Annotated in this window: 10 protein-coding genes; 3 read left to right on the top strand and 7 right to left on the bottom strand. The window is 61.9% G+C overall.

Features of this window, described 5'->3' with window-relative positions:
* Positions 1 to 567 (top strand): hypothetical protein (locus tag ABJF10_RS23980; RefSeq protein ID WP_348547150.1); only part of this gene is annotated, 567 nt, incomplete at its 5' end.
* A gap of 253 nt (positions 568 to 820) precedes the next feature.
* Here ABJF10_RS23980 and ABJF10_RS23975 read toward each other — a convergent pair.
* The 4 genes from ABJF10_RS23975 to ABJF10_RS23960 all read right to left on the bottom strand — a co-directional run bounded on the left by ABJF10_RS23975 (position 821) and on the right by ABJF10_RS23960 (position 5392).
* Positions 821 to 3406, bottom strand: a complete 2586-nt coding sequence (locus ABJF10_RS23975) for a heme-binding protein (RefSeq protein WP_348547149.1) — start codon at positions 3404 to 3406, stop codon at positions 821 to 823.
* A gap of 238 nt (positions 3407 to 3644) precedes the next feature.
* Positions 3645 to 4514 (bottom strand): RluA family pseudouridine synthase, encoded by an 870-nt coding sequence (locus ABJF10_RS23970; RefSeq protein WP_348547148.1) that lies wholly within the window; start codon positions 4512 to 4514, stop codon positions 3645 to 3647.
* A gap of 56 nt (positions 4515 to 4570) precedes the next feature.
* Complete coding sequence (locus ABJF10_RS23965; protein WP_348547147.1) at positions 4571 to 4918, bottom strand: hypothetical protein; 348 nt, start codon at positions 4916 to 4918, stop codon at positions 4571 to 4573.
* Between the two features lie 57 nt (positions 4919 to 4975).
* Positions 4976 to 5392, bottom strand: a complete 417-nt coding sequence (locus ABJF10_RS23960; RefSeq protein WP_348547146.1) for an HPF/RaiA family ribosome-associated protein — start codon at positions 5390 to 5392, stop codon at positions 4976 to 4978.
* A 282-nt stretch (positions 5393 to 5674) separates the two neighbouring features.
* Here ABJF10_RS23960 and ABJF10_RS23955 point away from each other — a divergent pair, with 282 nt between their 5' ends.
* Positions 5675 to 6817: a hypothetical protein gene (locus tag ABJF10_RS23955; protein WP_348547145.1), complete on the top strand. Its 1143-nt coding sequence runs from the start codon at positions 5675 to 5677 to the stop codon at positions 6815 to 6817.
* Between the two features lie 18 nt (positions 6818 to 6835).
* Here ABJF10_RS23955 and ABJF10_RS23950 read toward each other — a convergent pair whose 3' ends face one another.
* The 3 genes from ABJF10_RS23950 to ABJF10_RS23940 form a co-directional block, all read right to left on the bottom strand.
* Positions 6836 to 7291 carry a ferritin-like domain-containing protein gene (locus ABJF10_RS23950; RefSeq protein ID WP_348547144.1) on the bottom strand — a complete coding sequence of 152 codons (456 nt, stop codon included), beginning with the start codon at positions 7289 to 7291 and terminating at the stop codon, positions 6836 to 6838.
* A 53-nt stretch (positions 7292 to 7344) separates the two neighbouring features.
* The gene (argH, locus tag ABJF10_RS23945; protein ID WP_348547143.1) at positions 7345 to 8730 is read right to left on the bottom strand and encodes an argininosuccinate lyase; all 1386 of its coding nucleotides are present in this window, start codon (positions 8728 to 8730) and stop codon (positions 7345 to 7347) included.
* Positions 8731 to 8885: 155 nt separating this feature from the next.
* The gene (locus ABJF10_RS23940; RefSeq protein ID WP_348547142.1) at positions 8886 to 9356 is read right to left on the bottom strand and encodes a transcriptional repressor; all 471 of its coding nucleotides are present in this window, start codon (positions 9354 to 9356) and stop codon (positions 8886 to 8888) included.
* Positions 9357 to 10388: 1032 nt separating this feature from the next.
* On the opposite strand from ABJF10_RS23940, the gene ABJF10_RS23935 reads away from it, so the two are divergent.
* Positions 10389 to 11643, top strand: a 1255-nt coding sequence (locus ABJF10_RS23935) for a DUF1549 domain-containing protein (protein WP_348547141.1), incomplete at its 3' end; no start/stop codon positions are given.

Raw genomic sequence — 11643 nt, 5'->3', positions numbered from 1 at the left:
GTCGAGGAACTGGGCAACGAAGTCGGCGACGAGGCCCTGCTCGACCGCGTGACCAACATGGTGGCCGTGGTTCTCTTGCGCCTTTTTCGCGCAGCGGCCACCGCCGAGAGCGGCCCACAGCAACGTCAGGCGGTGCTGGAGCTGGCCCGCGAAATGGCCCGCTTGCGCCGAGGCGATCATCAGCGCCAGCACCTGCGCCTGCTCACGGAGCGGGAACGCCGAGCCACTCCCTCGGAATACGAGCTCAACCGCCTGACGCAAATCGAGCTCGAGCGCCAATCCGAGCAGGAAGAGGAGACGTTCAGCCTGCGGGCCGATTCCTTGCGCGCGGAATATGTCGTCGGCCGAAAAAACGGGATGCTCACCCCGGAACGCCAGGCGTGGATCGAGGGGTTCTTCGACGCCAATCCCGGCTTCGTTGACCCGCGGGAGGAGTTCGATCCCGTCGACGAGGCGCAGGACAAGGTCGAAGGGGAAGGCCGTCCGCAGCCGCAGCAGAAAGCGCGCGGCAAGGCCCGTCCGAAACCGCCGGAAAGCACCGCCCAACACCCCGCCGATCCAGTGTAATCGTGCCCAGTCGTGCCTGATCGTGCCGGAAATTTTTTGCGAGGCTGCCCTTCAGTGCCGGTGGGGGGTGCACGGAGTGGCGCCGCCGAATTCATCCAGCCGATCGACACGAGCCATTCCGATAAAGGCAAATTCAGGTGCCTTTAGGCAGTGTTCACGAAATAAGGGGGATGCCGCTCGAGCTCCGGACCAAGGCGGCGCAGCCCGATTCGTACCGGACGCACATGCGTTTCTGCAGTCTCGCGCCGCACCGCTACTTCTTAAAGGGCGCGCCGTCGGGGTGGCCGGCGGCTTCGAAGTAGGCGAGGAGATCGAGGATTTCCTGTTTGGTCAGCATGCTCAGCAGGCTGGGCGGCATGGGTGAGACCTTCGAGACTTCGCGCGACTGGATGTCGGCTTTGTTGATCTCCTGCATGTCGGGGGCGAGCATCGTGGGGCGGATGATGATTTTGTCGGCGGTCTCCGAAACGATGCGGCCGGAAACGGGAGTGCCATTTTTCAGGACGATGTCGGTGTTGGCATACTGCTCGGAGATGACCTTCGACGGTTCGAGGATCGACTCGAGGAGATCGCGCCGTGAGAAGCGGCTGGAGATGGCGGTGAGCTCGGGGCCGACGGAACCGCCTTCATCGCCCACGCGATGGCACATCAGGCATTGCACGGCGAAGACGGCATCCTGGCCTTGGGCAAAATTGCGGCCGTGACCGACTTGATCGAGATCGGCTTCGAGGTCGGCCATCTTCCAATCCTGCACGAAGGCGCGTTGCTTTTTCGACGTCCGCAATTTCGGCAGCGGCTCCGCCCACAGATCCAGAGTGGACTGCACACCCGCGAGTTCCGCTGGCGGGACGGTACCCACGGCGGTACGCCGCACTTTGACGAGGAAGTTATTAAAGCTCGCGCCGTCGCTGTATTCACGGCCGGCCTCGGCAAACCAGCGCTGCGTGTAGTCGGGATGCTGGGTCGCGTTGCGCTTGACGGTCCACCAGGTGAAGTACTGGCGGCGCAGCTCGGGAGTCCAGCCGGTCGCGATGGTGCGGAGGGCGACGATGTAATTGAGCTGCTCTTCCTGAGTGGGCGCGGCGGCGAGCAGCTTGAGCGTGCGGGCAATGGTGTCGGGCGCATCCAGTGCGAGGAGGATCTGGCAGAGTTCGCGGTTGAGCGCGACGGTGTTCGCGGGATAGAGCGGGCTGAGTTCCGCGATCAGCGGTGCCGTCAGGTCCGTGGCGGGCCGGCCCTGGCGGCTGAGGGAGACCTCAATCACCCGCAGCTTCTCCAACTGCTGCGCTTCGCTCTTGATCTGCGAGAGCGGAAACTTCGCCAGCGCCTTGAAAAGGTCGGCCTGGGATTCGGTGCCACCCAGGCGCGCCACGGAGAGCAGCGCGGTCAGTGCGGCGGCGGGATTCGTCTCAGCCAAGGCACGCGCCTTCCACTGCGTAATGGGCTGGCTTTCGATGGCAATGCGGGCGGTGTAGCGCAAAAAGCGGTCGGTGCTGGCAAGCTGCGGCCAGGCGAGATCCACGGCCTTCGCATCTTCATGGCCATGGAAGGCCTCGAGATCGTGGCGCACTGCGCGGGCGTCGCTGCCTTTCGTGTCGTGCAGGTCGGCGGGCGTCGTCGGCTCCGTGCCGGTATAGGTCACGCGGAAGAGAGCGCCCTGGGTATGCCGCCCGCCGGTGGTGAAATACATCGCGCCGTCCTCGCCGACGAGGACACCGGTCATGTTGAGCGGCGTCTTGCCGCCGGCATCGTGGAGCGATTTCGGCGCGACAAAATTTTCCCACGTGCCGCCGTAACTGGCGCCGTCGGGAGTGAGATGCACGGCAATCAGCCGGCCATAGGTCCAGTCCTCGATGTAGAAGGCGCGCTGGTATTTGGCGGGGAATTTCGCACCGTCGCCGAAGACAACTCCCGTGGGGCAACCGATCCCGATGGTGACCGTCGCGGGCAGACTGTCCTGGTAATACTCGGGCCATTTGCTGGCCCCTTCGCGGAAGCCGTGATCCGCGCCGCTGATCGCATGGAAGACGCGCACGGGCCGATACCACGGCGTGCCCCAGTCCCATTCCATGTCGCTATCGAATCCGAAAAGCTCTCCGTCGTGATTGTAGGCCACGCAGTAGGTATTGCGCTCGCCGCTCGCCACCAGTTCGCAATGGCTGCCGTCCGGATCCAGGCGCACGACAAAGCCACCCGGAGGCTTGCGGCCCGCGCCGAAACCGTTGCCATCTTCCGCGCGGGGCAGCACCAGATCATCCGCGTAATTGCGATGCGGCGATGTCGGCAGCACGTCCTCAGGCACATCCACGAAATTACCGCAGACGATGTTGAGATGCTTCTTGTCGGGGTTCAGTAGAATGGCATGCGCCCCGTGGTCGCCGCCGCCGCCCTTCCATTCCCGCAGCAACTCGACCTGATCGTAGGCGTCATCCCCATGAGTGGAACGGCAGCGCCAAAGGCCAAAGACTTCATGGCCATCCGGGGCATTGCCGCGGCCATTGATGTAGAGGCTGTCGAAGGCAAAGAGCATTCCCATCACTTCGCCGAGGGGGATCTTGAGAATCTCGGCCTGCACCACCTGCCCGTCCTTGATCGTCAGCCGGGAGATCGGCTCCTTCTTCTCCGCGCCGAGCAGCAGACGTCCTTTTGGATCCTTCGCGATCGAAATCCAGGAGCCCTCGGTCGCCGCATCCGCGGTGCGGACCAGCTCTACTTTGAAATTCGGAAGCGTATCGAGCGCCTCAGGTTTGGCCGCCTCGCCCTTGGCAAAGAGCAAGGTGGAAGTCGCCTGCACCAAAGAGAAGGCGAGGAGGATTGAAAAGCGCTGGGGATTAATCATGGGCGGGATGAGTGAACGAATTTGCGACGGTAATCGCACCCTAACGAAATGGCGGAGAGTTCCATTTCTTAGTGACTGTCTGAAAGTGAACGCTTTCCCCGCGTGTCATTCTGAGCGGAATGTAAAGCAGTCGAAGAACCCCGCCGAACAACCAGCGATCGTCTTTGGTAGAGCGACGGGGTCCTTCGACTTCGCTCAGGATGACACCGAGAAGGGAGCGGAAACTACTTCAATGTCCTCAGACGAGCCGGGCCAGTTCTGCGGGCAGTGGCGATTCGAAGCGCATTTCCTCCTTCGTGACTGGGTGCAAAAAACGCAGCGTCCAGGCGTGAAGACCGAGGCGTTTGGCGGGGTCGGTTTTCGCGCCATATTTGGCGTCGCCCACGACCGGACAACCGGCGTCGGCAAGGTGAACGCGGATCTGGTGACGGCGTCCGGTCTCGAGAGTCAATTGCACGAGCGTCCGCCCGCGGTTCCGCTTCAGGACACGGTAATGAGTGACGGCGTGCCGGGTGTTCGGGTTGCGCGGGACGCTGAAAACTTTGAAAGGATTGGTCTCGTCGAGAAAGGATCGGAAGATGCCCTTGTCGTCGGGAAGATTGCCTTCCACCACCGCCTGATAGCATTTCTCCGCCTTGTCCCAGCCCGTTTGCAGGATGGTCTTCGCCTCGGGAGTCTTGGCGAAAACCATGACGCCGCTGGTCTCGCGGTCCAGCCGGTGCACGATCCAGATGCGTTCCCGGGCGCGCTCGTCGCCGCCCCGGAGGTAATCGGTGAGCTGGAAATAGGCGGTCTTTTCCTGCTCGGCCTCGCTGGCGATGGTGAGAAGATCCTCCGGCTTCTCGATGACGATAAGTGAGGCATCCTCAAACTGGACCTTCATGTCATCGCCGACGATGGTGCCGGGCGTGGCGAATCGATCGGAGCGAATCGCGACCACATCGCCCGGTTTCAAGGGGTGGTTGAATTGCGTGATGGCGCGGCCGTTGACCATCACGGCCTGGTGTTTCAACCACGTGCGGACCTGCTTTTTTTTGGCGGTGGGCCAGGCGGCGAAGAGATAAGGCAGGAGTTCCGCCGGTTGATCGACGGTACGCGGTTTATACATTGGAAGAGAGCTTATCCGCGCCATGCGGATCTTTTACGAGGTCGAAGACCAAATGGTCATTTCGGCAATTGCTTCCGGCACCACTCATTTTCGAGCAGCGCAGCGCAGCCGGCCAACAGGGCGTCTTCGGCCGTCGACTCGGGGGCCGGCTGCTTGAATCCCACAAAGCTGGCCCCGCGATGCGTCCATTGCACCTCATAGCCTCCGGGGCCATCCGCACCGATTCTCACGGTCTGGTAGGCGAAGCCCGCGGGCTTCGCCCACGCGAGAAAGCGTTGCGCTATCTCCTCATGCTTTCGCTCCAAACCCGCTTCCGCTTCGGCGGCGAGAAACGTCGGATCGCGATGCCCGGCACGCACCCATTCCAGCACCACGCTTCGTGCTCGATGGAGATGGCCTGGCATATCCAGTTCCCGTTATCGAAGGGTTGCCGGAGCGGCAAGAACAACCCGCACGTTCGCTCAGTGCTCGTGTCGTTTCACCTCGTGCCGCAGGCATTGCACGTAGTCCTGCAATTGCCGGCGCATGGCCTTGAATCCATCGTGGATCGCCACGTAGACATCCTTGTGCGGCGCTTCGATCTCCTGGGCCTTGTGCGGGCGCACCTCGACTTCCTGCTCCAACATGGCGCGGCGCGTCGGATTATGCGCCACGACGAGTTCCTTGCCCGGCACGCTCAATTCGATGTGGATATGGAACGGCTCACCGTGGCGATGATGTTTTTGCGGCGCTTCGATCACCACGGCGCAACTCGTGATCCCGTCGAAATACTTGCACAGCTTGTCTGTCTCTTCTTGAACCCGCGCGGCAATGGCATCGGAAGGCACCATGTGGCGGAAGGTGGTTTTGGCGGGGATGGTCATGGTTTGGTCTTTCATAAAGTTGTTAAAGGGGAACTGGTTCCGATGGCCGCTGCCGGAGACAGGAGAAGTCTCCCCGCGGAATAAGCGCACGCCACCACGTGTCCGAACCTTGTATCGGCGACACTTTCCAGATGGATCCTGACGGACGGAACTCTTCGTTCACATACAGAGTATCGCTCATGAGGGCTCCGGGTGCCGCACTTCTTTTGCGCATATCAAACCATTGCTTGTCCCCCGCTCCGATATTTTGACTTCCGCCATGTGGCGCAGACGGTAGCCTTCCGTGGAATCCCGGCTATGAAATCCCCGCTTCTGCTCGCGCTCGGCTGCTGCCTGTGGTCTGCCGCCCCACTTCGCGCCCAGACCGATATCCGCTCCAGTTTCAACGGCAAACGGATTCTCTTCGTCCATGACAGCGACGTCCGGCCCGACCCCAATGGCAAACGCGTCCTTTTCATCGATGGCGATTTCCTGCGCCCCGATCCCAGCGGCAAACGCCTGCTTTACGTCGACCAGGACGGAGACATCCGCCCCGATCTGCATGGCGTGCGGCTCGCCTGCTGGGACGGCACGGAACTGCGCCGGACGCCCGGCGGTCTCCGCCTCGGCCTGGTCGATGACAAGGACTTCCGGCCCGAGCCCGGCTTCAAGACCTACTTCTATATGGACGGTCCGCCGCTCACGCGCATGCAACTCACGGCCGTGCTCTACCTGCTCAAGCCCGAGTTCTTTCAAATTTCCCCGGAGGAGAAAGTCGCGAAGGAAAAAGAGATGGCGAAGAACGGTGCCGAGGAGGATGCGCGTCGTGGAGCCGACCAATTCCCCGGGGAGCACCCGATCCTCGCGCACAGCAGTACTGCCGGCGCGAGACGCACGGGTTCGGTGCAAATCACCAAACAGGGCGATTTCTATGCGCTCACGCTCAAGACCGGCGACAATCCCGCCTGGCAGGGCATCGGCGTGAAGGTCACCACCGCAGGCGGCGACCAGGAATTGTGGGCGGGCATCGCGCCCGCCGGCGCGGTCTCGTTCGGCGTCTACGGCATCAAAGGCGGCGCGCTGTCGGGCACCTGGATCCCGGTCAATGCCGCCGCGGACAAATCCGTGCTCGGATATGAAGTCCTCACCGGCGCCGCGCAAATTGGCGGAGTCTACAAGATCACCGCCGGCAAACTCCCGAATGGCGGCGTCGCTTATACCGGGGCGATGAGTATCGACCCGCTCTCGGAATCGTTGATCGCCGACGCCCCGTGCTATCGCTTTCGCTGGGCCACCGGCACCACCGCCCTCGCCTTCCGCGTGGGCGACCGTATGGCCGTGGCCGCCGGCTGGGGCGCGGACTACGAGGTGCTGCGGCTGCGGCTCGATCACGCCGACGGCCTCGGCGGCGATTTCCTCGGCAAGACGGGCGCGAAGGGTTCTTACAATCTCGGCAAATAAAGCCGGGCTTGTCGCCGATCAGTCTTCGATCTTCGGATTGTCGATGCCCAGAGCGTCGGCCAGATCCGTGAAGTGTTCCTGCTCTTGCGCGATGATTTTGCGCAAGACCTCGCTGATCGCATACTCGCCTAGTTCCTCCGCCTGTCGGATGCGTTGGCGGTAGTTGCGGATCGTCACCTTTTCGTTTTCGAGGTCGAAGCGCAGCATGTCCTCAGCCTTTTCCGAGACCTTGACCGGCTTGGGAACGACGACCGGGCTGCCGTTGAGGTAATCGATCTGCTTGGCGATGAGCAGCGCGTGCGCCAGTTCCTCGCCGGCGTGGACGGCCAGTTCGCGGGCGATATCGGTATAAGCCGCGCCTTTGATGGTCTGGCTGTACACCGTGTAGGCGATGATGGCCTGGTATTCACGAGCCAGGTCTTCGTTCAGGAATTCGATCAGTTTTTTGCGGGTGATTTTAGCAGGGGCTGTCATACCGGACGAATCGCAGCCGTCGCGGCAAGTGGTCGCCTCCTTTTAACAAGCTGTTAGGCCAGCCGCTGGCTCGGATCCGCCAGCGCCACCTGCCACCGCGCAAGCTGCGCGGCGACGTTTTGCGGGCTGGGCGCGCCGATCGCGCGGCGGGACTCCATCGATTTCTGGACGTTCAGCATTTCGAAGACATCGGCCGCAAAAACAGGCGAGAGCGCCTGGTAATCGGCCAGCGTGAGCTGCGTGAGTTCGCAGTGCTTTTCCCCGCAGAGCGCCACGGCGCGGCCGATGACTTCATGCGCTTTACGGAACGGAACACCGTGATTGACCAGATAGTCCGCCAGGTCGGTCGCGAGCAACATGGGATCGGCCACGGCGGCGGCGCAGGCAGCGGGATTCGCCTGCGCCTCGCGGAGCATCGCGGCGAAGACCGCGAGCGCGGTGCGGATGGTGTCGACGCTGTCGAAGACCGGCTCCTTGTCCTCTTGCATGTCGCGATTGTAGGTCATCGGCAGGCCCTTCAACGTGGTGAGGAGCGAGACGAGATTACCGATCACGCGCCCCGATTTGCCGCGCGTGAGCTCGGCGACATCGGGGTTCTTTTTCTGCGGCATGAGCGAACTGCCGGTGGTGAAGGCATCGCTCAGCTTGATGAATTGGAATTCGCTCGAGGCCCACAGGATCACGTCCTCACTGATCCGCGAAAGATGGACAGCGACCAGCGCCAGCGCGGCCAACAATTCCACCGCAAAGTCGCGGTCGCTCACCGCGTCCATGCTGTTTTGCGTCACCGCGGGAAAATCCAGTTCGCGGGCCACCAGCTCGCGGTCGAGCACGATGGTCGACCCCGCGATAGCGCCGGAGCCCAGCGGCAGCACGTTGATGCGCTTGCGCGTGTCCACCAGCCGATCGCGGTCGCGCTGAAACATCTCCACATACGCCAGCAGATGGTGGGCAAAGTAGACCGGCTGCGCCCGCTGGAGGTGCGTGTAGCCGGGAATGATCACGTCGCGAAAGCGCGACCCGAGATCGACCAGCGACCGTTGCATCTCCGCGAGCAGTCCGTCCAGGTCGTCACACGCGTCCCGCAGGAAAAGCCGGATATCAAGCGCGATCTGGTCGTTGCGGCTGCGCGCCGTGTGCAGCTTGGCGCCGGCGTCGCCGATCCGCTTGGTCAGCTCGGCCTCGATATTCATGTGCACGTCCTCGAGTTCCGTCTTCCATTGGAATTTGCCGGCCTCGATTTCCGCGCCGATGCCGTTCAACCCCGCGACGATCTTCTCGCGCTCCTCCGCCGTGATCAGCCCGGCCTTTTGCAGCGCCGCAGAATGCGCGATCGACCCCGCGATGTCATGACGCCACAGGCGCCAGTCAAAGCTGATCGATTCGCTGTACTGCTGGAGCAGCGCGGAGGTTTCTTGCTGAAAGCGGCCTTTCCACATGGGGATGAATGTCGGTAGTGCGGTTGGTAAGCGGAATCAGGGTGATGAGACTCAGCAGCAGACAATCGGACTAAGAGACAAGGTGACAATCAGAAAACAGCGTCCATCCCCTTGTCCCCTCCTCCGCGCCTCTGCGCCTCGGCGGTTAATAAAATTCAATCCAACGCCGCCTTGCGATTTTTGCAGACGCCCTGCTTCCGCAGCTCGTCACAATTCGCCTCGATGCGCAGGCTCTTCGACGCCGGCGAAAAGCCCAGCCGCTTGCTGATACACTCCTCGAGCAGCTCGATGTGCTGGTCCTCAAACTCCACGATGCGGCTGCAATCCACGCAGATCAGGTGGTTGTGGTGCGGATGCTCGAGGTAGTTCGGGTCGTAGAATTTGTAGTCCTTGCCGAAATCCATCTCCTTCAGGACCCCGCATTCCACGAGCAGCGGCAGGGTGCGATACACTGTGGCCCGCGACACCGAGCGGTCGATCTTCCGCGACATGCGCAACAGCTCCTCCGCCGTGTAATGCTCGGTCGTGCTGAAAGCCGCCTGGATAATAGCCTCCCGCTGCATCGTCTTGCGCAGACCATGATCGGCCAAAAAAGTATGAATGCGTTCGCGAATACCAGGGCGCATGAAGCTTCACTATGCGGGCGGCAGGAGGGAGCGTCAAACCCTGTGGAGCCCGCCATTACGGACGTGACCGGTCTCAAACCCTATTTTGCGGGGCGCACCGCGAAATTTTCCGCAATGGAGCCCACGGAACCAATGGAGCCATGCACCTTTTCTGCGGTGTCATGGCATACTTCCCGTCATGAACTCCGAGGACTTTCCACCACGCCCGCCACCCGCCAGGCCGCCCACTTCCAGCCGACTATTTAGGAATCAGGAAAGCAGGAAAGCAGGAGCCGAGGCTTGGCAAACCGCAGAAGATGCCAGGGCGAAGGCGGACGGCATAAACGCCCATGGTGACATGGGGGCAAATCCCGGAGGCGGGCGGAGGTGGTTCGTCTGGTTCCTAATTGATCCCTTTTCGGAGACCGGGATGGCGTGGTTCCCTCAGGTTAATGACAAGAGGTGGTGTCAATCCCCTGTCCGATGCCGGAGGCATCCCAGCGCACGTAGCCGGTGGTTGAGCGAAGCGGCACCACCGGAAATGATGCGGCAAACGACTCACCCAAAAGGGGTGGCAGCCCTTGCTCGGATCAAGCCAAATCAAGGCAATCAAGGTGCGAAAATTTGTCGGCGTTCCCCGTAGACCCGTGCCGCGAGGCCAATGTAATCAGGGAGTCCGGCGACGAACAGGAAGCCGTTTTAAGGTGCGAGTTTTTTTTACACACAACCGGCGGTCCCGGGCGATCAAGGCGGATCAAGCCAACTGAAGGTAAATCAAGGCGCGGAAATTTCTCGCGTCCTCAAGGTATGATCAGCGCGCCCACATCGGGAGAGGCGACTTCCCAAGAGCCGGACGCCAGAGTAAATCGCAGCGAATCGCACCCAAGACCGGATCGGCGTGGCTCGCGAATATGCGTGTGGGTGGCGACCCTCCACCCCAGCGCGGCGGGGCATTGGTGGACACGACTTGGCCTCGCTCTTACGCAATCACGTGAAGTCCTAACGCTTGCACGGCTGGAGGGCTCATACAGTGTGAGTATTTTCCACCCAGCTATGATCCGACAGCACCTGCTCCCCCTCTGTGTCAGCGCCAGTTTCGGGCTGCTCGCGTTCATTGCCGGGGCCACCGGCGCCGAGACCCAGCCGGACAAGGTGCATTTCAACCGCGATATCCGGCCGATTTTCTCGGACACGTGCTTTCACTGCCACGGCTTCGATGCCAAGGCCCGCAAAGCCGGCCTGCGCCTCGACATCCGCGAGGAAGCACTCAAGAAGACCGAGAACGACGTCTATCCCATCGTCCCGGGCAAGCCGGAGGAGAGCGAGATCATCACGCGCCTCTTCACCACCGACAAGGACGACATTATGCCGCCGATCAAGGCGCACAAGGAGATCCCTCCGGCGCAGAAGGAGATCATCAAGCGCTGGGTCGCCGAAGGCGCCGTCTACGAGCCGCACTGGGCTTACGCTCCGCTGAACAAGCCGCCGGTTCCCGCAATCGGCAATGGGCAATCGCCCATCGCCAATCCGATCGACGGCTTCATCCGCGAGAAGCTGGCCGAGAAGAAGATCGAGCCTTCGCCGGAAGCGCCGAAGGCCCGATTGCTGCGGCGTCTCTCCCTCGACCTCACCGGCCTGCCGCCGACGGCCGAAGAAGTGGCCGCCTTCGTCGCCGACGAAACGCCAAATGCCTACGAGAAGCAGGTCGACCGCCTGCTCGCCTCCCCGCGCTTCGGCGAACGCATGGCCGTGTGGTGGCTGGACGTCGCCCGCTTCACCGACACCGTCGGTTTCCACGGCGACCAAAATCAGCGCATCTTCCCCTACCGCGACTACGTCATCAACGCCTTCAACTCGAACAAACACTTCGACCAATTCACCATCGAGCAACTGGCGGGCGACCTCCTGCCCAATCCCACGCCGGAGCAAATCGTGGCCACCGGTTACAATCGCCTGAACATGATGACGCGCGAAGGCGGCGCGCAGCCCAATGAATATCTCGCCAAGTACGGCGCCGAACGCGTGCGCTCCGTGGCCGCCGCCTGGTTTGGCAGCACCTTCGGCTGCGCGGAATGCCACGATCACAAGTTCGACCCGATCAAGACCCGCGACTTCTACGAGTTGAAGTCGTTCTTCGCCGACGTGAAGCAGTGGGGCGTCTATTCCGACTACGGCTACACGAAAAACAACGAGCTGGCCGGCTTTACCAACGATTACCCCTTCCCGCCGGAAATCCAAGTCGAGAGCCCCTACTTGCAGGCGGAGAAACAGAAGGCACAGACTGAATTGGACGCCCATCTGCGAGCCG

It is taken from the genome of Chthoniobacter sp. (assembly GCF_040003245.1).
Lineage (GTDB): Bacteria > Verrucomicrobiota > Verrucomicrobiia > Chthoniobacterales > Chthoniobacteraceae > Chthoniobacter.
Note: the sequence above shows the minus strand (reverse complement) of the source record. Positions and strands in the feature narration are given on the sequence as shown.